We start from the raw sequence: 23,831 nt of genomic DNA on the forward strand, positions 1-23,831 counted from the left end.
CAATTATCAATTAATGAGCCGCTTAAATAATATAAGCACAAACGCTCCTCTCTGAGCTGTATTAAACAGCACCAGAACCTTTGAGTAGAACATCCAAAAGTTTAATACCCAAATCAATGTTATCTCGTGCAATCATCAATAAAGGAGAAAATCAAATATAGGATGCAGCATTGTCTAATACCTGTTTCACCATAGCTTGCGCAACTCACTGGCACGCTTAATAGGCGATGACCACCTGAATTCTTTGGAGTTAGAATACCTTTTACAGTTTTGGGGTATCGGAATCTGAAGACATATGATTCCATATTCGATACAGATTACATTCAAAATCGTCCATTGACTGTTAGATCATACAATCCATAGCTTGCAGAATGCATACATTGTTTCTATTATTTTAATTTTAATAGCGTATCGTGAAATTAATGAAAAAATTAGGCGCGGTAGTATTTCCGTAGTAATTATATGGTATTCTCTAGCTCAATGACTTTCTTGGTAAATTTAAATTGAAATGAATCGCTGAAAATCTTAAACCTATTAAAAATAAGCTGGCCAATACTATCGCCCACGTAGTACTATAATGATCAACAGCAATATAAACAGTACTTCCAAGAGCAACGGATGTTGCATAAAAGCCATAAAGATCATTTTTAAAAATGATTGATGTTTCGCCACAAATAATGTCTCGAAGAACACTACCGCCAATACACGTGATCACACTCAATACAATTGATGTTATTGTAGATTGATGATTAAGTTTGGCAGTGGAAACGCTCATTATCATAAATGATGCCGTTCCTAAAACATCAAAGAGATCGAGAGTCTTCTCAAAAAACAAACGAGTTATGTATTTTTTTAGGGTATGATAAAAACAAAATGTAACAACACCAATCATTACGGCAAGATAAAGATACCAATTATTTTGCATCCAAAAAACAGGTAATTTCAGCAATATGTCACGTATGGTCCCTCCCCCAAGTCCAGTGATCGCTGCCAAAAATACCACACCACCAAGATTCATTTTATTATTAATAGCTACTAAAGCACCAGAAAACATAAATGCAATAAGACCCAAGATACTAAAAAAAAATAGAATACTCATCTGAAATTACTCCTCTTTTAAGATAATAGAGGTGTCGTATTTGACGCGGCTTAAACAAAAATTACTTCTAAAAGATTTTATGTTAGGGACATTTACAAAAACACGACGAATAAATTCATTGTATAATGCAATATCTTCAACATGAACCATCAATAAATAGTCAATCTCTCCAGAAATAAAGTAGCATTGCTTTACCTCTGGGCACTCGTTCATTTTTCGTTCAAAATTAGATAAAAAATCATCCCCTTGTTTTTCCAAAGAGACACTGACGAAACTAATAAGATTTTGCTTTACTTTAAATGGATCGACTAATGACACGTCATTAGTTATAAAACCACATTCTCGTAATCTTCGCACCCTTCGCAAACAAGGAGGGGGAGATAAATTAATAAGTTGTGCTAACTCTAGATTGGTTAATTGGTTATTTTTTTGGAGCAAGTTAAGAATTTTTATATCTGTTTTGTCCATCAATATACCTTCGGCATCGTCACTTTTATAGTTACTTTTAGAATTCCCTGCCGATCTTTTCATAAATTACCCCAATAGTAAAAAACAATTAATTTTTTGAAATTTAATTCAACAAAATAAGAAATTTATTTTCCCAATGAACATGATAGCATTTTTCATCTTAAATTTTAATAAAAATAAGAGGTTCATAATGAAAGTCTTCGGTATACATGGTGGCGGAAATATTGGTTTAGGATTGATGGCAGATGTTATTAACCGATCTAACTTTCTTGAGCCCTATCAAATTATTGCGACATCCAATGATATTACTTTCAATACGTTAATAAATGGCAATCATCAATTTCGCTTGCAGCATATTGGCGCAGATGAAGGAGATGATACGGTTGTTAGTCATATAACGATGACTCAACGAAATCATACAGATATCGTCAAATTATATACTGATACAACAGAAATCATCGCTCTGTGTCTGACGCAGAATGCATTTGATGAATCTTCTGAAAGTATTGCTCAGGGACTCATTAATCGATATAAGCAATCTAAATCGAACTTAACAGTTTTAGTTTTAATGAACCGACATCATTGTGATAAATATGTTAGAGAAACTATTTCATTTAAAATTGGCGAATTAATTGACGATAAAACAAAGCGCAATGAAATTTTAGAGCGTATTGAGTTTATACCTACTGTTTCTGATAGGATTGTGAGTAAAATCCCTGTTGAAATTGTCAAAAATGAATTGAAGCAGCAACTTTTAATATGCATGAAATCGGACGGTTATGATGATTCTGGAACACTAGAAACTGAGATCAACGAAATAATAGAGGATCCTAATACAATTCTGGCTGCTATGAAAAAATATCAATTGTCATTAAAACTTTTTAATGCAGAAATACCTTTTAAACTTTATGCTCCTCAAAAATTTGTCAGTCGTTATCCTGAACTCTCTTCAATCGATGGAGTGGAAGATTTAGACATCCTAGCTGTAATAAAGGATAAGTATATTAATGGTCCTCATGCCATTCTAGCTTGGGTAAGTGCCTTGTTTAATTGTGTTACGATTGCTCAAGGCATCAATTATCCAGGTATGAAAAACTATATTGCCTCTTTAATGGATGTCGAAATTGCACCGACATTAAAAAAAATTTTCCTGCATTAGATACAGCTCTTTTCAATGATATTAAAAACATATTTTTTGAACGTTGTTTAATGAGCAGCAACGATCCTGTCGTGCGAGTTGGTCGAGATCCCTTACGTAAACTTAGTCCAGATGGTAGGATTTTAGGCGTTATACGTTTAAAACAACAACAGGGTGTTGTTGAAGACTCTCCGGGTCTAGAGAGAGGTATTGCGGCAGGTGTGCTCTACGCTTTAAAAGACAAAGATCCACTGAACCCTGATTGCAAAAAAATGAAAGAAATATATGATATTAATCTATCTTATGCTGATGTTTTATGCCGTCAAAGTGCTGATGCGAGTGAAACTCATCAGAGACTAGATCCGGCTTTGGATGGCGATCTTATCCATCGAATATTAATACACATTCATTTATTAGATAAGGAGAGCACATACCAAGCAACACAAACAATCCCTCGATCAATGAATTTTTTTGCAACAAAGGGGCATATGCTTACTCAAGCTTTAAAAAATATTGGAATACGTGTTAATACTCATTCAGGAAATATTTTTTACACATCAAATTTTGAACCAATGCCTCTAGATTTTGAATTGGTTTTTGTTCGACATGGAGAAACATTTGGCAATGCAGGTTTAATTACACAGGATGGTTCTCTTGATGATAATGCGCTAAGATTGAATAAAAAGAATCATGAAAATCGTGTTTTTCAAGGCAATGTGGATACGTCGATCAATCAATTAACGGAATTTGGAAAGCAACAAGCTATTGATGCTGCAATTAAATTAGAAAATGAACTGTTACACCAAGGGTGGATTCCAGATATTATTTTTCATAGCCCACTTGAGCGAGCCAGGGCAACGGGGCTTCCCTTTGTAAAACGCAATGGATTCGAAGAAAAATATCATGCATTAGAAAGTATTACGGAAATGTCTTTTGGCTCTTTAGAAAACCGTCGTGTTTGTGATATTCCTTCAGATCACCAAGCTCATTCTTTTTATAAGAAGCAACATGCGTTGATAAAGTGTCCCGGGGAAGATGTGTATGGCACCTGGCGAGATGCGGAAAATTTTTGTCAAGTTCTATTACGTGCCAAACATACATTGCAAGCGCTTAATGAACAATTCAAAGATAAGAAAGTGCTTATGTTCTCGCACTCTATGTTTGGAGCAGCTTGCTGTATCATGATGGGCAAAGGAAACTTAATAGAACAGGGGACATATTTGGCTTTTGATGGCAAGCAATCGAATGGAAAAAGCTACACCATGCCTAATGCAACCCCATTTTTATTAAATGTCAATCTTGAGCACTTGCTTGATAAGCCTCATGTAAATTAAGTAATATTTAATTAAATAAATTATCTGCAGCCCTTTCCACATCTTGGTTGTAGAGGGTTATTGCCCCTCGGGGCTATGATGATAGAGCATACCCTCCGCAATTTTTATGTACTTAGTTTATCTCGATCCTGGGCTAGGCGAAGCCTAATCCAGGATTTCCCTGCTCGAACGCCCCTGACAACAGCTACATATTCTTAGGAGTTAACTTGTCTTCATCAAGTAGTCCCGGCTCATCTTCATCCTCTCCCAGAATTGTTTGCTTAAATTCCTGTAGAGCCTTACTTCCTGTTGATTGATTCAAAGTTAAGAATGAATCCCTGTATGCTTGACGATGTTGTGGGTTAGCAAGACCTTGCCCACCTATGATACCGAGCACCATGCCAATTCCAGCATACAATCCTGCTACTGCTTTAAGAAGCACCTCTCCGATACGATACAGCCAACCATGCCCCATTATTCTATCAGCATCGCGAACATTCTGTTCACAAACCTTGCGGAAATTAGCAATATTCTCCTGAATACGTTCAAAACTGGCATCTGGAGTTAAGCTAGAAAAAAACGTCTCTTGAGCAGTATATAGTGTTTGATGGAGTTCTTGTCCCTTTTTATAAGAAGCGGAGCTTTTTTTGGCATAAGCACTAATTTTATTATCAAGCACATTTAACTGCGTGATAAATTGTTGTTGAATTTTCGTTTTTTCAACAGAAAATTGATCTGCCATAAAACGTTTATATGCTTGATAAACCACTTCATTCTTTATGGTAATATGAGCAATGTTGTACGGACTTTGTGTTTTCAAATCAACATCAATAATACGCCCCGAATTTATTAACTCGGGTTGAACCCTAGCTAAATAAGTAGCAAAGTTTTTTAATAAAGGAACGGCCGTAAATGAAGAAATCTTAATCACTACCGGCTGAAACACGCCCTCTTCTGTATTTTGCAGCTGCGCAATACGCCCTACATCAGGCACAAACGCCGAATTAAACTGTTTACTGTATTTATCTTGGATAAAATCAACGGTATTTGTTACACACGTGTTCCCTTCGACTTGTAATGTTGGTCTTTCTATTGATTGCAAGATATCTGCATCTTGAGCTGGCGCAAAAGCAGAATGAGTTATATTTAAATCACCTAAACAAAAACCATCAAAACCGGCAACATAGTTTGCTGTATCTGGTTGCTTTGTAAAATCGCCATGAATATTAGCCACAGGGATTACCTGACCATTTGCAGTAGTTACTTCACAAACAGCAGCACGATTATTTAAACCAGGCGACGCATTGCTTGAAATACGAAACTGCTTTGGATTGCATAAAATAGAAGTACCAAAACTATGAGTCCCGGTTTTTAACCACTGGCTTGTTAGCGTATCAACATCAATAAGATTGGAGGTACCGGCAAGACTTTTTAATTTATCGCTTAAAAATCTAAAGTTCGCTGATTGTGGCTCAGGGACTTCTTGCAATGCCAGTAGACCAACACCCTGTTGAAACATCTTAAAAATGTATTCAGCCATTAACTCCATTTGTACTTGGCCATTAGCGGGTAACGCTTTAACGCCATCAATTTGTGCTGGCGGAGCAATCGGCGATCCAGGATTAAGTATATTGATGGTTCCTATTGCGCCCCAGTGCGTATTTTGAATAATAGGCGGATGATCGGTAATCGGCCTGGTTACTATTTTATTACCATTTTGGAATGTCATGTTAGGTACACTTAACCCTAAAACATTTAATGGAATATTAGGCATAAATTCTCCGTTAACTCATATTGATAAATATTTTAGCACAGCATCCTTAATAGAACATTATTGCCTAAATATACCACAATAAGATTACCTAAAAAGAGCACGAATCAAACGTAATTTTAATTTACTGTAAGGCGCATATTTCACTGGTAGCTCAAACCAAAAAGTTTTTTTCAAAATACTTTTGAAATGGCTGAATGTTTTAAACCCAAACTCACCATGATAACTTCCCATCCCACTATCCCCCACGCCGCCAAAAGGAAGATAGGGGTTACCAACATGCATAACCACATCATTAATACAGCCACCGCCAAAAGGTACTGCGTGTAAAATTTGTGTCTGCAGGGCTGAATTCTTGCCAAAAATATAAAAGGCTAAGGGACTAGGACGTTTTTTTATTTCTTCTAATACCGCGTCTAAATCAGTAAATGGAATGACAGGTAAAATAGGGCCAAAGATCTCATCTTTCATGACTTCATCAGCAAAAGTAACATCTTTAAGAATCGTTGGCTCAATATAATTTTCCGCTTCAATTACCTGCCCCCCAGTAAAGAGCTTCTGTGGATCAATGAGCTTCTTTAAGCGTTGAACATGATTTTGATTGATAATTCGCACATAACTTTCACTCTCAAGAGGATTGGCACCAACAATTTTAGTAATTTGCTTTTTTAACTCATCCAGAAAAGGAAGATAGATTGCGGCCTCGACTAAAAGATAATCTGGAGCGATACAGGTTTGTCCTGCGTTTAAAAACTTTCCCCAGACAATGCGTTGCGCTGAAAGTTTAAGATCCGCATCAGCAAAAACCAGGCATGGACTTTTCCCCCCTAATTCAAGTGTCACCGGGGTTAGATGTTCCGCTGCTGCTTTGGCCACGATTTTACCGACCGTAGTACTGCCAGTAAAAAATAATTTATCAAAACGATAACTAAGAAGCTCCTGAGTAACCTCAATCCCGCCTTCAACTACATGAAGATAAGCTGAATCAAAATTTTGATTAATAATTTGAGCCATTACAGTGGATGTATTTTTAGATTGTTCACTTGGTTTAATAATGCTGGTATTCCCTGCTGCAAGCGCCGAAATCAATGGTAATAAAGTAAGATTATAAGGATAATTCCATGCCCCGATAATCAACGTCGTCCCATAAGGCTCAGCAATAATAAAGCTTTTTCCGGGCTGATTCGGCAGTTCTGTTCTTACCTTTTTCAGTTTAGCCCATTTATCAACGCGTTTAATGGCCAGATCAAGTTCATGATAAAGCAAGGCCAGCTCAGTTAAATAGGTTTCAAATTCCGATTTTTTAAAATCGTCATAAATGGCTTGGTAGAGGAGTTGCTCATTTTGCTGAAGAATAATCTTTAATTTCCGTAGTTGCTGCTTACGAAAATCAATGTTTTTTGCCTGTCCTGAAGCCGCGAATTGGCGCTGTGCTTCAACAACATCATGAATATTCATGAATTAGCCTCCCTATATAAATGTTTTGATTAAGTTCACACGAATAGGTTGCTCACCAAAGTGATGAGGCAGGGAAAATGCATTGCTCTTACTGAATAGACTATTGGGTCCCTGAATCAAGCGCAGCTCTATTTAAAATTTAGCATAAAAAAAGAACAAAAAAACGACTGATTAATACTCAGCAAGATTGGATTGATTAATTTCGCTTGTTGACTTAACCCCGGTTAATGCCATAGCAACGTGCATTTCTTTCGCAATCAATTCCAACATATACTCGACACCTGCCTGCCCTTTTGCCGCCACAGCATACGCCGTGGGCCGACCAAGAAGAACCGCTTTAGCTCCTAGTGCCAGCATGCGCACAACATCCAATCCGGAACGAATTCCTGAATCAACAAGAAGGGTAATCTTGTTTCCAACAGCATCGGCAATGATTGGAAGCGCTTTAGCCGTTGATAATACCCCATCAAGTTGCCGTCCTCCATGATTAGAAACAACGATTCCATCCGCACCAAAGGTGACGGCGTCCTTTGCATCTTCAGGATCAAGAATTCCCTTAATAATCATAGGACCTTTCCAAAAGTCACGAATCCATTCAAGATCAGACCAACTAATTGAGGGATCAAAATTGCTATTTAACCAACCCATATAATCTTCTAAACCAACAGCCTTGCCTAAATACTTAGACACATTTCCAAGTTCATGAGGGCGTCCCATAATACCGACATCTAATGCCCAAGAAGGATTCATTATTGCTTGTAAAAAACGACGTTGACGCGCAAAAGGCCCTGACATTCCTGAATGTGCATCACGATAGCGTGCTCCAGGTACAGGCATATCGACAGTAAATACAAGGTGAGTGATACCACAGCCCTGTGCTCGCTCAAGAACATTTTTCATAAAGCCCCTATCTTTGAGGACATAAAGCTGAAACCAGATAGGATTAGGACTTTGAGCGGACACTTCTTCCATAGAGCATACGGAAAGCGTAGACAAGGTGTAGGGAATCCCAATTTTAGCAGCAGCTTTGGCAACAAGGACTTCACCACGGCGTGCATACATGCCCATTAAGCCTACAGGGCTTATAATAACTGGCATTGTCAATTTTTGTCCGAATAATTCAGTGTCAAGACTTAACTGCGCAACGTTTTTTAAAACACGTTGCCGTAGTATTACTTCGGATAAATCAGCGACATTGGTTCTGAGCGTATATTCTGCATATGCCCCACCATCAATATAATCAAAGAGAAACCGTGGTAATTTTCGCTTAGCCGCTTTACGATAATCAGAAACAGAAGAAATAATCATCGAATCAAATCCATTTTTATAATTTATAATCCCTGTATGTACAATAAATAGATTTAGCAGTTCATGCAATATTTTTGTCTTTAAGGACATTGCCTATTTCAGGCTTGTGAAAAAACTATGTTATAGGACACATCAAAAGACGTGCCCTTGAGCCAGCGCCAATCGGACATATGACTCACTCAAAAATTTGATTTGTTATCATCTTATTTTACATCCTATGCACAGAGTTATCCACAGATTTTGTGGATAACTTGTTTTGTATTTTTTATCTATAAAATAGGGGCTAAGGCTTATAAAACAACGATCTTATAAATCCACAAGAAAAGAAGTTATGTTGCTGCTTAGATTAGGTAGTGGAGATATCCACAGAAAATATTGATAGGTAAAATAAGAAAATACCTGCATATGGTAACAAATAAAAAAATAAAAAACAGTCTTGACATCAAGATTTTTAAAAAACACTTAAATAACAGCAATTACAGAAAACAGAGGACTGGATGAACGTAGCCTGATTACGCTGCGCCAATCCGGGCTACAAAGCTTAACTTAATGGCAGTGGATGTAAGAATGACCCGAAATGGTATACAGTTAAAGTAAGTCAACAATTAATCAACAGTTGAGAATCTGATGTGTCTTGCCTTGATCGCAATAAGCCAGCACCCATTGTACCCACTCATTATTTTATCCAATCGAGATGAGTTTTATAAGCGAGCCACCGCTTCGGCACATTATTGGCCGGAGTCACCTAATTTATTTGCAGGTCAAGATCTGGAAAGTGGAGGTACGTGGTTGGGGGTTAATAAAAATAGTGGTTTTTCACTGATAACGAACTATAGAAATCCAAATGCTTATGATCCCTTGATGCAATCAAGAGGACTTTTGGTAAAAAATTACTTATTAGACAGCACCCGGACATCGCCGTCTGCTTATATAAATAAAATTGTACCCAACGCTATGCGTTATAACCCATTTAATCTCTTTGTTGGCACCATAAATACCCTTATTTACTATTCTAATGTCGAAAATAAGGCAAAAAAATTAACTCCCGGCCTCTATGGCATTAGCAATCATTTATTAGATACGCCTTGGTATAAAGTATTAAGAGCCAAAGAGTTATTTAATAAATGCTTAGGCATACTGAGGATCAGGGCAAATCCAGAGCAAATTGAAGACTTATTATTTCCTATTTTAGAAGACTGTCGCCTTGCGCCAGATAATTTATTACCGCAAACCGGTGTACCAATTGAAGTAGAAAAATCACTTAGCTCTATATTTGTGACTACCCCCAATCATGAATATGGGACACGAAGTTCAACACTTATCTTATTTACAAAAGAGAATATATTTTTTTCTGAAAAAATCTTTATTCATGGGAAGGCTACATCATTAAAAAAGACTATTATAAAAACACTAATTTAACGCCAGTTTCGGATAAGAAGTGTTCAGAGTACCGCCCCTAAAATGCCGCAAATTAGCTTGCTCAAAACAGCAGTTATCTCTACTATTTAGCCCTGTCGCATTAATCTGATCCAAGGTGAACTCTTTGATTAAGTCTTTAAAATCAATACCTAAACCGATGCAGAGTTTCATCGAGTGGATGCTAAAGCTCCTTCTGTTACTCATTATTATTCCAATCTTTGTTCCTTTAGCACCGAAAATGCCTGATTCAGGTATTGATCCCTCTTGGGCTACAGCCCTTAATCAAGCCATTGCGCAAAAACTTTCTTTTGGCAAGGAAATTATATTTACCTTAGGCCCTTATTCTGCGATTTACACCAAGGTTTATCACCCCGCAACCGATTTGATGATGATACTAGGAAGCCTCTATTTAGCAATTTCCTACTGGATCGCATTGCTAATACTGATGAAGAATACGCCCTGGCGATGGATTTTGGCCTTTATTGGGTTGCTTTCAGCCATGATGTACGTTAAAGATTCTTTATTTTTTTCATACCCATTACTGCTAGGCCTAATCAGTTATAAAAGCCTAGTGAACAAAGACCCGCCACAGCTCCCTTTAACCCTCTGGTTCTTACTTTTTGCACCATTAGGCTTACTGGTCTTAATAAAATGCTCACTCATTATGATAAGCCTCACGAGCATAGCACTCTGCGCCCTACTTTTTATAGAATCTAAAAAATACCATCGAGCGGCTATTTGTTTCATCGCCCCTTTTGCATCAATGCTCTTGTGTTGGGGATTAGCAAGACAAGCATTAGCTGACTTACCGTCTTATCTGCTGCATTCAATTTATTTTGTTTTTGTCTTTACCGAAGCAATGGCTAAAGATGGCAATAGCCAAGAAATCGTTTTGTATTTGATTTCCTCGGCCTTGATTCTGTGCTTAATTTACCAACAAAAACAAACTACGACTCCCGCGAAACTATTTTTACTCGCACTCTTTGGCATTTTTTTATTCCTGTCTTTTAAAACCGGATTTACACGCCATAATCATGCCATTATTTGTGGGACCTCAATTCTCATTGCAGCCCTGCTCCTTCCTTTTGTATGCTCATCTAAGTTTAGATTAGCGGTTATTGCCGTCTCAATAGGTACTGGAATTTACATCACCAGCCAATACAGAGTCATAGCGATAAAAGATAATCTTATCTCGACTTACTCATCAAGTTGGTATGGACTAAAGTCACGCATAAATGATACAAACTGGCTCAAAAGAAACTTTGAACTCATTATGAGCTTTCAACGAGCCCAAGCCTCCATACCCTTGATGCAAGGCACAACAGACATTTATTCTTATGAACAAACCTATTTAATTGCCTCAGAGAATAACTGGTCTCCTCGCCCCGTCTTTCAAAGTTATTCAACCTTTGCACCACTCTTGGCGGAAAAGAACAAAGAACACCTTGAGAGCGCGCATAGACCAGATAATATTGTTTTTAGAATAGAGCCTATTGATAATCGCATCCCTTCTTTAGAAGATAGCGCCAGTTGGCCTTTATTAATAAAAAATTATCAGCTAACTCATCAGGATAGTCGTTTTTTATATCTGCAAAAGGCGGCAAAAACCAAAGCGACTCTATCATTACTAAAAAATGAATCTCATCGTTTAGGGGAAGTAATTAATGTCCCCTCGACAAACCAACTTCTCTTTATTGCTGTTGATATAAAACCTAGCTTGTTGGGTTTTATAAATGTTATTTTTTTCAAAATAAGCCAATTGGAAATTATCTTTGAGCTGGAAAATGGAGAAAGAACACGCTATCGGCTTTCAGCGAACATGGCAAAATCAAGTTTTCTCATCTCACCACTTATTGAAACTACTAATGAATTTGCTTTTTTATATCGTGAAGAAAATCACCTGGCAAATAAACGAGTAAAATCCTTTGTAATTCAAGCTGAGGCAAATACAACAAGACAATGGCAAAATGAATATTTTATTCATTTTAAAACACTATAAGTTACATTTTTCGAACTTGCGTTAAATTAACGTCCGTTTCGGATAAGAAATAAAAACAGAGCTTATTCCTCCTCGATCCGTTCGGGCTAAAGAGGAGGCGATTCTTATCCATAACGAATAGTATGGAGGTCGCTTCGTTGTTAGGCTTCGCAAGCTCAGCGCCAACCTGCATTCGAGCTTAACTTACGCAGCAGTAATCCGGAATATAGTTGGCTAAAAAAAATTAGGGGACGGTGGTGGTTCCTGCTCTAAATCTTGAGTTGGTGTTGGTGGTTTTTTAATGACATAATATTGAAATAAGTTTTCAGAACCAAATGACCTCTCCGAAGTTCTTTTTACCGTACTTAAAACAACTAAGTTATATTTATTAGTGAAGTCCTTTTTAGTAAAAAAAACTGGCGTTAAACCTGTGGCAATAATTATTCCATTATCTGCAAGTAATGGCAGCAGTTGCACCAAATTTTTTTCAGCATCCTCCATCTTAACAATTTTTTCATTGATAGGCCCTCCTGAAAGGATGATGCCATTTACCTTCTTGGTATACTCACGGTACTGTTCTAACGTTGAAAAATCATTAACACTTGCATTAATCACTTCAACACCAGAATCGGCATATAGTGTCAATCGTTCTCGGGCAATCTCCCACTGCGACACATCAGGTTCTATTAATAAATATTTAAAAGGTGTTTTTTCATCAATAAGTAGATTGATAAGTTTTTCCGCCAATCGGCCTTTTCCACCACCAACGTCCATAATAGTTAAACACTCATATTCATGAGCTAAAGGCAAAATATTAGTTACAAATTTATCTTTTATAAAGGTATCACTCGTTTCATAATAAGTTTTTACTTCACTTGTTTCCCAATTAGTTTTCCAAAAATCGCGTAGATAAGGGACTTCCTTGGTTCGAAATTGTTTTTTTGAAATGAGTTCAAGATGCTCTTCAGGAAGATTATCTAATAATACATCGATCGATGACTCTAAAGCAGCGTCTTTACAGAAAAAGTGCTTCTTTTCGTTATTTTTAAATTGAAAGGTTAATAAATAATAAGCATCACAAACCCCTTGAATATTCCCACTAAACTCAGAGAGTTTAATTGCTGAAACATCCTCATAATTATAAGAGCTTACATCCATTTGTGTAGCTTTTGTGTTAAATGAGCGTATCGCTGTTTGAACATGGATATTTAATTTAAATCCATTATCTACTTCAATAATACTATTATTATTATTGAGTACGTTTCTTAATGTCGAACCCTCGTAAGATTGCGCACCAAATAATTGTCGTCCTTGGTTATGTGCTTCCATACACGTTTTATATAAGGTCTCAATCGCATCAGTAATTAACATATTTTTTTCAAATTGATTAGCCATATATTTTGCTCCATAAAAATACCCAACAATCTAAATCATACCACATTGGTTATTAATTTTCACTTATGGGCATATTTAGAACAAATAATTTACGGAAACGCAATAAGATTGTGCAAGGTACCCCCTCGCTTTATTACGCACTGTAATTAGTTCGGCAAGCTCTCCAAACAAAGTTTTTTCTCCTGAACGTTATTAAATTGCTGCATCGCAAAAAAAAACAGTTCATTTATCGAACAAATAGGTTGCAAATCTATTAATCTCAACTATGTTTAACAGAGACCAATTTTTTAATTGAGCCAATAGTAAGTGGAGATATGTTAGATGACAAATAACTACTATAAAATAAACGGTCGCTTATCCCCCACAAATAGTTTTATTTTATCCTCGGATTTAATGAATTTTCTTACGACTATGGAGCATTTTACTCGTCAACGTCGTCATGAATTGCTTTTAGCAAGACAAAAAAGACAACATGAATTTGACCAAGGCCACTACCCTAATTTCTTAAACGAGACGGTAGAAATTCGCCAGGGAAACTGGACCTTAAATAATACCCCAGCTGACTTAATTGATAGACGAGTTGAAATTACTGGGCCGGTAGATCGCAAAATGATTATTAATGCCTTAAATAGCGAGGCCAAAGTATTCATGGCCGATTTTGAAGATTCAAACGCACCAACTTGGGATAACTGCATTGAAGGTCAGGTCAATTTATATGATGCAATCCGAAAAACAATTACTTACACTGATCCAAAATCCCAAAAACATTATCAATTAAATAAACATCCTGCCGTACTTATTGTGCGTCCTCGAGGCTGGCATTTGGAAGAACCCCATATTCTGATCGATGATCTGCCTATGTCAGCCTCTCTATTCGACGCGCTTACCTATCTGTTCCATAATGCAGAATACTTGCTTTCACAAGGAACAGGCCCTTATTTCTATCTGCCCAAACTTGAGTCTCATCTAGAAGCTCGTTTATGGAATGACGTATTTATAAAAGCTCAAGAACTCTTAAATTTACCACGTGGCAGCATCAAAGTGACGGTCTTAATTGAAACCATTACCGCCGCATTTGAGATGGATGAAATTATTTATGAATTACGCGATCATATTGTTGGTTTAAATTGTGGTCGCTGGGATTATATCTTCTCGTTTATAAAAAAATTCCGCAATCATAAAGAATTTCTTTTGCCTGACAGACAACAGGTGACAATGACCTGTCATTTTCTTAGTTCCTACGTCACTTTATTAATTAAAACCTGTCATCGCCGCGGCATTCATGCCATGGGTGGGATGGCTGCGCAAATACCAATTAAAGGCGATGAGGCCGCTAACCGAGAAGCGATGGATCGGGTCTATGCAGACAAAAAACGAGAGGCACTCGCAGGACATGACGGAACCTGGGTTGCTCATCCAGGTCTTATTCCTATAGCTCTTGAAGCTTTTAATGAAATTATGCCTCAAGCCAATCAGCTCAATAAAATTCCTGATGGACACGACATTGCAGCACAAGATTTATTATCCGTACCAACTGGCGATATTAGCGAATCAGGGGTTAGAAACAATATTACAGTCGCATTACTTTATCTGGAAGCATGGTTATCGGGTAATGGATGCGTCCCCATCCGTAATTTAATGGAGGATGCCGCTACCGCAGAAATTTGCAGAGCGCAATTATGGCAATGGTTAAAGTTTTCAGCTTCATTAAGTAATGGACATAAATTAACGGCTCCACTGCTTCATCAATGGATGGGAGAAGAATACGATTCACTATTGCAACGTTATCGCAATACACCGTCTGATGCAGAGTATTTAACACAAGCAAAAGATTTAATGGAACAAATGATTTTCAATAAGCATTTTGATGAGTTTCTAACCATCAGGGCTTATCCCTATTTAATTTAGTAAAAGGATCATAGTATGAATATCCTAGAGCAAATCAATGAGTTAGTTCATGATTGGAACGAAAATCCTCGATGGAAGAGTGTAATCCGGCCTTATAATGCCGAAGAGGTTGTTAAATTGAGGCCTTCGATTAAAATTGAATACAGCCTTGCTACCTATGGTGCACACAAGCTATGGCAAATGCTACAACAAAATGAACCGGTAACCGCCTTAGGTTGCTTGACGGGAAACCAAGCTATTCAAGCAGTACAGGCTGGATTAAAAGCCATTTATTGTTCCGGCTGGCAAGTTGCAGGCGATCATAATAGCGCAGGCCAAATGTATCCAGATCAAAGCTTATATCCCGTTGATTCGGTGCCAAAACTTGTTGAAACAATTAATAATGCATTAAAACGGACCGATGAAATTCATTGTTTAAATCAAGAACACTCAATCGATTGGTATGCGCCAATCATTGCAGATGCTGAATCTGGTTTTGGTGGTAATTTAAATGCCTTCGAATTAATGAAACACATGATTCAATCGGGTGCTGCTGCTGTGCATTTTGAAGATCAATTATCTTCAGCCAAAAAATGTGGTCATATGGGTGGAAAAGTACTCATTTCAACCACCGAAGCAATCCATAAATTAGTCGCTGCACGTCTGGCTGCCGACATCAAAGGCGTTCCAACCATAATTATTGCACGCACCGATGCCAATGGAGCCAATTTAATTACCAGTGATTTTGATGAAAATGATAAAATATTTTTGACTGGGCAACGTTCTAAGGAAGGGTTCTTTTATGTCCGAGAAGGTATTGAACAAGCAATCAGCCGTGGTTTAGCATACGCGCCCTATTGCGATATGATTTGGTGTGAAACATCAAAACCTAATCTGGCAGAAGCACGTGAATTTGCGGAAGCAATTCATCAAAAATATCCAGAAAAACTATTATGTTATAACTGCTCTCCTTCCTTTAACTGGCAAGCTAATTTAGAAGAACATGAATTGAAGTCTTTTAGAGAGCAATTATTTGCTATGGGATATAAATACCAGTTCGTCACTCTTGCAGGCTGGCATAGCCTGAATTTGAGTATGTTTGAAATCTCAAAAGGCTACAAAAAAGAAGGGATGTATGCATATTCACAAATGCAACAACGCGAAATGCAGCAAGAACAAGATGGCTTTCGAGCTACAAAACATCAAAGTTTTGTTGGTACTGGTTACTTTGACGCCGTTCAAAATGTCATTATGCAAGGTGAAAGTGCAACAACGGCATTAAAAGGCAGTACCGAGGACGAACAATTCACTGCGAATGAAGCATTGTGACATTGAAAAATTTAATCGGGTCGTTGTCCTATATGTATTTTAGGCTGGGCTTTACTACCGAATGGCACTTACTTAAGGAGAATATTAACACGTTGTTCAGAATGCCGGTTCCCGGACTTATTGAGAAGTTACTGAACAGCTTTTTAACCTATTGAATTATATTAATATTTAAAAAGCTTTTCCCTATATTTTTCCCCAAGGGACAAGATATGTGGCACTAAAAATTATGCTATCATTACATTTTAAATGGTAGCGTCTGTTTTACATTATTGATGTATTCATCCAAAGATTGACTCTGCTCATTAATATCCATGTTTTTCATTCTCTCTAACGCCTCGATCATCACATTAGGAGTGATTTTCTTAATACTATATTTGAAGTCAGGATTATTTTTTATATAATGAATGATTTTTTCCATATCAGCGGGCTCTCTGACAGGTATAATAGGATTAGCAAAGAATAATTTTCGATAAATCATAATTTTTTCTGAATCAGAAGTCCGAGGATCGAGTAGCCACTTTAGTTTTTCCAGGTGTTCTGTAAGATTTGTTTTATTCGACTTAGGATCCATTAGCCAGGCGGCAAGAGAAAATGAATTATCTTCCATTCCCATTGCAATGTTCGATTGATAAATGTATCCCAAGACACCTTCTTTTTTTTTGTTCACTGGCTAATAATACATAAGAATGTCCAGGTATATCCAGGCGAATCAATTTTGGTAAATTAATCGCTAACTTACATTGCAGATCTTCAATAGCATTAGATCGTTGTTCATTAGGCGTATACATTTCATGCCCAATGATTGTGCTGCAAAAAGTATTGGTTACATCCCCACAACCAATAGGAAAGAATAAGGAATTTACAATAGAGGTCGTAAGCGATCCCATTTTTTCCATTAATAAAAACGTGGTTATCGCCGTATCTAAATCCATACCTTGTATTTTTAAATAAAATCTTGCATCGGCTACGCTATTAAAACGTTGCTCATAAGCCTCTAATAACATTCCTCGAAAAAACTGATCAAAGTCATCCACAGTCAATGAAGATTCAGAAAGTGATCGAGAAAAAAAAGCGGACTTTGTTTTCATAATAACGCCCGGAAATTAAGATATGCTCATTGCACAGCCTTACATAGGCTTCACCTTTTTCGTAAAAAAAATCAAGGAAACTATTAACACGATGTTTCTCACAAAAAGTAGAGCGTGTCGTCCACCTATCCTACGAGTCCTTAAAGGTTCCCTTCTCTAAAAAATTCGTGATTAATTTTTTCGTTTGTGCATTATTCATAATAAACGTATGCGTCGAATTAATAACAACAGGCTCTGCCTGTCCATCAAGACGAGCGGCAGCGGGAGGGACTTTCGCATCATAACGCCCAGCAATAATGCCTATTTTTATATTAGGTACAGGAACTCGATGCACATATGACGACTTATCCGAACTAAGCTCCGCTAGTGGCTTTATTGGAAACGTAAACATCGGAAACATCTTTGTAGATAATTTCGCCAATTTAGAGCCCTGATTAGGAGGGGCTAGCATAATCAAACAACCAACATTTTTTAATTGTCTCGCGGTCAGTTTAGATAAGGCTTCCCGGGTAATAATGCCCCCAAGACTATGGGTAATAAAATCAATTTTTACACCGGGATTTTTTGCTAATAAATTTTTAATAAATTGATTTAAATAAGCGCCATGTTGTTGAATTGTATATCTTGCGGAGGGGTAACTGTATGAATAAACCTGATAGCCTTGTCGTTCTAAATACGATTTTAATGGATACATGCTCAAAGTAGAGCGTATTAAGCCATGGATTAAAACAATAATCTCACGACGATGCATGGGCTTAACCTGTGCATTAGGCGTTGTTAGAGTCGTTTGTCTTTTTAAATCCGATGAAAATGCATAAGCCTGAACCATAAAAGTTAATCCAATACTTACCAGTAGAATAAACTTAATGATTAGATTTTTCTTATTCATTATGCTCCCTTTTTCTTAGATTATTCAGAACCCATTCTTCTTAATACAATCTATCAGATTTTTAGAAAAAACCGATAAAAATATAGTTTATAAATCATTTAAACGCATCAAACATCCTGATTAACTAATGCAAAAACCCCCGCTTAATTAAACAAATAATGGACTAATGACTTATTTTAAAGTAAAATTGCTCATCAATAATCCGAAAAGGTCTTTTTGAACGCACAAAGCCAAAATTAACCGAGGTTACTTACCATGCCAATGACCCTAGAACAATTAGTCACACTTTATATCCTACAAAAAAATGCCCACCATTATCAAAATCCGCTAGAACAACAAATATTTGAACTAGAATGTATAAAGCTTATGAAAGATATAAACTGCGAAAAAAGTGATATGATGGCACCCGCTTTATTTGAAAATCAGCCCAATATTCCTTTTGTATTTGTTAAGCCAGAAAATGCAACCATAGAAACCCCTTCCCCATTAATAATTCATACTCATGGCGGTCCTAATGTTTACATGAGAAAAGATTCCTTTCATGCTGAAATTGCATATTTCATCTCTCATGGCTATACAGTAGCCTGCCCGAACTATCGTGGAAGTACAAACTACCCTGAAGTAGGTGATGATCCAGAAGGCTGGAAAAAGTGGGAAGCGTTATCAGAAGGCAAACATCATATTTATGGCCCAGAAGATGTTTATGCAGTAACCAAATTCGTACGCGAAATGCCGTTTATTGATAAGGATAAAATTTATTTACGAGGAGGAAGTTTTGGTTCTTTTATTAATTCCCACTTATTAGCTGAAGTGAAACAAGGAACTTATGAGAATATTTTTAAAGGGGCACATTTAAGCGGAGGGGTAAAATATCCTGTTCCCTCAACAATGCCCGAGGATGTTCCACTGCTTATTACTCACTCAGTACATGACCATATCGCCCCTTATGCTGAGGCGCGAATTTTTATGGAAAAAATGCTACAAAAACAACTGTCCTATGAAGCAGAGGGAATTATACTAGATAACATCCAAACATTTGTTTCACTAAGTGGTGATCATCATTTAATCAATCCGGAATTGGAGGTAGACCATAATGGGAGTGAAGATTATCAAGAATTAGTCACTTATCTTCAACATACAACAAACTTCATCGACACCCTGCGTCAAGGAAAAAAATACCAGCCAATTGATAGCTACGATCAATTTAAATCCGTAATGAGTGATAAGGATAAAGATGAAGATCCAGCCCAGGAAGTGTTGCAACGAGTCTATGCTTATCAACTGACCCGCCAATTGGCGCAGACAGAATTAGAAGAAGAAAGAGCGGACTCCTCTCTAAGTGCTTCAGATATACAATCTGTGAAAAAGACAACCCACTACGGCCCAACATGTTCATTGCTTAAATTACAATTAGGTAAGCAATTTACTGGCAATATTAAAACAGATTTGCGCACTTACTTTAACGATCATTTTGCCCCAATTGAGTGGACAGAAGAGCACCATAAGCTCACTGATGCGGGCATGAAAATATTAGGCCATGCTGAATTTGTTGAACAGATGGTACAGGTTATAGAAAACGAAGAGCGCTTTTTGCAACAACATCCGAATCATATGGTAATTTATCACACCGCTGAACCCAATAGCTTACAACTCTATACTTTTATTAATTTATGGCAAGCAATACTGAGAAATCAGCCAATCCGGACACTTCCGGTCATTAAAGAACTACGCTTATACGATTTTATGAAAAACACTTTTGATGAAATTAACGTGTTCCTGCTTAAAATGAGAGCGCGAAGACAACCTAATGTTATTTTCAATAACATCCCTGGTTTCCCAGAACGAGCCATTTCCTGCAATCCCTCATTAATTTCAAATGCACACAGTACCGCATCTTGTTCATTATGGTGGTACTTCCATGCCAAAGAAAATGACCGCGCCCCAATTGCAGCTGTTGTGACTGATATGCTTACAATATTAGGGATTTACTCAAAAGAACGCATGGAACGTTACTTACAATTATTTAAAAAAGAAAAGGAACGTTTAGGAAATGCACCTCAAGCTCTGCTACAACAAATATTTGTCCCTTATAATATTGCTAAAGAATCGGCCTATATGTGCCAAATTTGGGGGGAAGAATTTAAACATAACTCCATGCGGTTGGATTCACCTTATGTGATGAAAGAACTAACTGCAGCTCCAGAATTATTTGAAGAAGTTCTTCGTACAAATAAAGATGCATTTACTAACTTTGGTGACTGTGAAGGTTTTGCTGACACAATAAATGGATTCAAATACGCCAACACATTACAACTTAGATACCTCCCTAGAAATGATAAAGACATAGCCACCTATTCTTATTTTCGCTCTCCGAAAGCTCATCAGGATTTGGTTTGTGCATTAGGGAAGTTGATTCGTGAAGATTATGCGGACTACTTAGCCTATGGTAATTCATTACCTACGTTTATTCTAAAAGACGCTAAAACAGCGAAACAGACATTAATTAGTCAAAGTAGATTAGGAATGTTTCGGCCCAAAGAACGATTCAATTTACATGCATTTGAAATACAGCAACAAGAGCTTTATAAGGGTTTAGTGCAAAACCCGAGTAAAGAGCTTTATGGTAGCATTATTGCTATTCCTCAACACCATAAAGAGAAACTGCAAGAACGCTTAAGAACAATTAATGGGAGTGAATCCAAACATCCCGTATTTCTCTTCTCTTTATGCCTCTATTTAAAGGGATATACTTATTATGATCTGCTTAAAGAGGCAGCCGAAGCCGCTTTTTTACATGATAAAATTCCACCTGATTATAAACAATCCGCCCAAGAAGATTATCAATTTGTTATGGAAATGATTGAGTTATTCAGTATTCCCGCTTCAATAAAAACGATAAAAATCAGCGGTGAAAAATACAGCCAATTCTATCGATTAATGCATGAACAGATTAAACCCCATCAATACGACTATGAAAAACATAAATTTATGCAACCAGCCAATGCGCAATATTATGAGAGTTACCTCTTTGGTCTTGAATTAACCAGCGCTGTAACTTGTGTTTTAAAACATGCTCGCTTGGCAAAAGAACTTGGCTATGGCCATAATATTGATTCAGCTCTGGAGAACCAGATCTATGGAGTGTAGACTGAAGCCATTTGAGAGCAGGTAACGAATACCCTGAGGGCAATGAGGCGACACTGCCCTCAAACTCCAGAACAAATTAATGTTAAACCAAAGGATAGACAATGAATGTATTGATTACAGGTGCATCAGGATTTATTGCCTCACAGATTACGACCGATCTCATTGCAGCAGGACATTCAGTTACCTGCTGTGTACGTGATGTGCTCTATACAAAAAAGCTATTTCCAACAGCCGTCGTCATTCCCTGTGATTTTGTAAACGATAAATCCACTGACATTTGGACAAAGCGTCTAAATAATATTGATGTCGTGATTAATAGTGTAGGAATTCTTTATCATCCTAACCCCAAAGTAATTTGGGCCATTCATTATGATACCCCTAAAGCATTATTTGATGCCTGTGTCTCCCGAGGAATCAAAAAAATCATTCAAATTTCTGCCCTTGGCATTGAGAAATCTGATGTAGCTTATGCCGCAAGTAAGAAAGCCGCAGATGATTACCTACTCACACTCCCTATTTCATCAATTATCCTAAGGCCTTCATTAGTTTATGGACGAGGTTCTTATGGCGGTTCCTCATTGTTTCGCGGCCTATCTGGCTTACCTTGGTTTACACCGGTTCCAGGAAAAGGTAATCAAGAGTTCCAACCCATCCATCTTGAAGATTTATCCAACGCCATTATTAAACTCATTACTCTGCCCTTACAACAGCATTTAGTGCTCCATGCAGTAAGTGCTCAACGAATCAACTTAAATAATATCTTAAGCAAAATGCGAACCTGGCTGGGATTTTCAAAAGCAAAATTAATTTTTGTGCCTTTGGTGTTTATTCGCCTAGGAGCGCTGGTTGGCGATTTAATTCCTTATTCAGTCTTAAATACGAATTCTTATAAACTGCTCTTCCAAAATAACATAACAAGTCCTGAGGAAACGCAAAAATTTCACCAGGTTATTGGCTTTGCACCAAAAGAATTTACAGACGGTATTTATAGCCACCCAAGTTCCATCCAAGATCGATGGCATGCCAGACTTTATTTTGTCAAACCCCTTCTAAAATTTAGCCTGGCATTTATTTGGTTGTTTACCGCCATCAGCTGCTTATTTTTTTATCCAAGAGCCGCATCTTATGATATTTTAGCTCAAGTCGGCGTTGCCAGGTCTTGGCAACCCATGTTTTTCTATGGAGCCTGTGTTATTGATGCAGGAATAGGTATTGCCCTGCTCTATTCCCGCCATATAAAAAAAATAGGTCTATTACAAATCCTCATGATCTTAGTTTATAGTGCTGTATTAACATGGAAGCTTCCCAATTTGTGGTTTGAACCCTTTGCCCCATTGGCAAAAAATATCCCCCTATTGGTAGCTATATTGGTTTATCTTGCCTTGGAGTCTGATCGATAATGCTTTATTTTTGGCTCAAATTTATTCATGTACTCAGTTCAACCATACTCTTTGGTACGGGCATAGGAACTGCCTGTACTATGCTCTATGGTCACCAAACAAAAAATGTACACATAATTGCAGCAACCACCCGCTACGTGGTGTTAGCAGATTGGATTTTTACCGGAACCTCAGGTTTTATCCAGCCACTTACAGGACTATGGATGGTTTATTTAGTAGGCTACCCATGGACTTCGTTCTGGATTATGGGCTCCATTATTGGTTATTTAATTGCGGCCTGTTGCTGGTTTCCAGTAGTTTACCTGCAAATTAAAATGCGAGACTTTGCTGTTGATGCAGAGCAAAATAATAGCCCCCTTCCCCCAATTTATTACCGCTATTTTAAATACTGGTTTTACTTAGGCTGGCCAGCATTCATTAGCCTGATTATCGTTTTTTATTTAATGACAAATAAACCAGCGGTTTTTTAGATATATCTGTTCCCTGGTTGCGAGGATTAGATGTTGCATTAACACCATATCCATTGATACATTATTTTAAATTAAACTTATTTATCCCTGCTTGTTACTTACTCCATACGCTCCGTTCTGCAAACAACAGCCTACTGTAACTCAGTAAAAAACAAATGTCTTTGTGGTTGATTGCTTTTTATAAGATAGTTTCAACCTTAATATGAACAGTTCTCTTAACGCTCTAAAGGGTAATGAGCTAGCCATCCAGAAAACATTAACTATTTAACTGAAT

At 37.3% G+C, this 23,831-nt stretch carries 18 protein-coding genes; 9 read left to right on the forward strand and 9 right to left on the reverse strand.

Features of this window, described 5'->3' with window-relative positions:
* Positions 1-472: 472 nt before the first annotated feature.
* Positions 473-1,099, reverse strand: coding sequence for a trimeric intracellular cation channel family protein (locus tag LDG_RS05220; protein WP_006870133.1), 627 nt, complete (start codon positions 1,097-1,099; stop codon positions 473-475).
* Positions 1,100-1,105: 6 nt separating this feature from the next.
* A complete protein-coding gene (locus tag LDG_RS05225) occupies positions 1,106-1,630 on the reverse strand; it encodes an Lrp/AsnC family transcriptional regulator (protein ID WP_040534606.1) in 525 nt (174 codons plus the stop codon).
* Positions 1,631-1,757: 127 nt separating this feature from the next.
* On the opposite strand from LDG_RS05225, the gene LDG_RS05230 reads away from it, so the two are divergent.
* Positions 1,758-2,726: a hypothetical protein gene (locus LDG_RS05230; protein ID WP_006870135.1), complete on the forward strand. Its 969-nt coding sequence runs from the start codon at positions 1,758-1,760 to the stop codon at positions 2,724-2,726.
* A 50-nt stretch (positions 2,727-2,776) separates the two neighbouring features.
* Positions 2,777-4,039: a histidine phosphatase family protein gene (locus LDG_RS05235; protein WP_006870136.1), complete on the forward strand. Its 1,263-nt coding sequence runs from the start codon at positions 2,777-2,779 to the stop codon at positions 4,037-4,039.
* A 184-nt stretch (positions 4,040-4,223) separates the two neighbouring features.
* Here the strand turns inward: LDG_RS05235 and LDG_RS05240 are convergent, their stop codons facing one another.
* The 3 genes from LDG_RS05240 to lldD form a co-directional block, all read right to left on the reverse strand.
* Positions 4,224-5,792, reverse strand: a complete 1,569-nt coding sequence (locus LDG_RS05240) for a hypothetical protein (protein ID WP_006870137.1) — start codon at positions 5,790-5,792, stop codon at positions 4,224-4,226.
* An 84-nt stretch (positions 5,793-5,876) separates the two neighbouring features.
* Entirely contained in the window at positions 5,877-7,247 is a 1,371-nt protein-coding gene (locus LDG_RS05245) for an aldehyde dehydrogenase (protein ID WP_006870139.1), read from the reverse strand.
* Between the two features lie 171 nt (positions 7,248-7,418).
* On the reverse strand, positions 7,419-8,645 hold the full coding sequence (gene lldD, locus LDG_RS05250) for an FMN-dependent L-lactate dehydrogenase LldD (protein WP_407635261.1): 1,227 nt from the start codon (positions 8,643-8,645) through the stop codon (positions 7,419-7,421).
* A gap of 537 nt (positions 8,646-9,182) precedes the next feature.
* Between lldD and LDG_RS05255 the strand changes: the two genes are divergently transcribed.
* Both LDG_RS05255 and LDG_RS05260 read left to right on the forward strand, forming a co-directional pair.
* Positions 9,183-9,974, forward strand: a complete 792-nt coding sequence (locus LDG_RS05255) for an NRDE family protein (protein ID WP_006870143.1) — start codon at positions 9,183-9,185, stop codon at positions 9,972-9,974.
* Positions 9,975-10,089: 115 nt separating this feature from the next.
* Positions 10,090-11,973 carry a hypothetical protein gene (locus tag LDG_RS05260; RefSeq protein WP_040534608.1) on the forward strand — a complete coding sequence of 628 codons (1,884 nt, stop codon included), beginning with the start codon at positions 10,090-10,092 and terminating at the stop codon, positions 11,971-11,973.
* Positions 11,974-12,186: 213 nt separating this feature from the next.
* On the opposite strand, the gene LDG_RS05265 is transcribed toward LDG_RS05260, so the two are convergent.
* Positions 12,187-13,347, reverse strand: coding sequence for a hypothetical protein (locus tag LDG_RS05265; RefSeq protein WP_006870146.1), 1,161 nt, complete (start codon positions 13,345-13,347; stop codon positions 12,187-12,189).
* A 321-nt stretch (positions 13,348-13,668) separates the two neighbouring features.
* On the opposite strand from LDG_RS05265, the gene aceB reads away from it, so the two are divergent.
* Positions 13,669-15,255, forward strand: coding sequence for a malate synthase A (aceB, locus tag LDG_RS05270; RefSeq protein ID WP_006870148.1), 1,587 nt, complete (start codon positions 13,669-13,671; stop codon positions 15,253-15,255).
* A gap of 15 nt (positions 15,256-15,270) precedes the next feature.
* The gene (gene aceA, locus LDG_RS05275; RefSeq protein ID WP_006870149.1) at positions 15,271-16,563 is read left to right on the forward strand and encodes an isocitrate lyase; all 1,293 of its coding nucleotides are present in this window, start codon (positions 15,271-15,273) and stop codon (positions 16,561-16,563) included.
* Between the two features lie 235 nt (positions 16,564-16,798).
* Here the strand turns inward: aceA and LDG_RS20075 are convergent, their stop codons facing one another.
* From LDG_RS20075 to LDG_RS05285, 3 genes are all read right to left on the reverse strand, one after another.
* On the reverse strand, positions 16,799-17,170 hold the full coding sequence (locus tag LDG_RS20075) for a hypothetical protein (protein WP_006870150.1): 372 nt from the start codon (positions 17,168-17,170) through the stop codon (positions 16,799-16,801).
* Complete coding sequence (locus tag LDG_RS20080; protein ID WP_006870151.1) at positions 17,160-17,651, reverse strand: hypothetical protein; 492 nt, start codon at positions 17,649-17,651, stop codon at positions 17,160-17,162. Before LDG_RS20080 ends, LDG_RS20075 begins: the two co-directional genes overlap by 11 nt.
* A 130-nt stretch (positions 17,652-17,781) precedes the next feature.
* On the reverse strand, positions 17,782-18,540 hold the full coding sequence (locus LDG_RS05285) for an esterase/lipase family protein (RefSeq protein ID WP_006870152.1): 759 nt from the start codon (positions 18,538-18,540) through the stop codon (positions 17,782-17,784).
* Positions 18,541-18,795: 255 nt separating this feature from the next.
* Here LDG_RS05285 and LDG_RS05290 point away from each other — a divergent pair, with 255 nt between their 5' ends.
* The 3 genes from LDG_RS05290 (at position 18,796) to LDG_RS05300 (ending at position 23,557) form a co-directional block, all read left to right on the forward strand.
* Positions 18,796-21,687 carry an alpha/beta hydrolase family protein gene (locus LDG_RS05290; RefSeq protein WP_006870153.1) on the forward strand — a complete coding sequence of 964 codons (2,892 nt, stop codon included), beginning with the start codon at positions 18,796-18,798 and terminating at the stop codon, positions 21,685-21,687.
* Positions 21,688-21,788: 101 nt separating this feature from the next.
* Positions 21,789-23,087: an NAD(P)H-binding protein gene (locus LDG_RS05295; protein ID WP_006870154.1), complete on the forward strand. Its 1,299-nt coding sequence runs from the start codon at positions 21,789-21,791 to the stop codon at positions 23,085-23,087.
* Positions 23,087-23,557 (forward strand): DUF2269 family protein, encoded by a 471-nt coding sequence (locus LDG_RS05300; RefSeq protein WP_040534611.1) that lies wholly within the window; start codon positions 23,087-23,089, stop codon positions 23,555-23,557. The genes LDG_RS05295 and LDG_RS05300 overlap by 1 nt, the downstream gene beginning before the upstream one ends.
* The last annotated feature ends 274 nt before the right edge of the window (positions 23,558-23,831 follow it).

The sequence above is a fragment of the Legionella drancourtii LLAP12 genome, from assembly GCF_000162755.2.
Taxonomy (GTDB): Bacteria; Pseudomonadota; Gammaproteobacteria; order Legionellales; family Legionellaceae; genus Legionella; species Legionella drancourtii.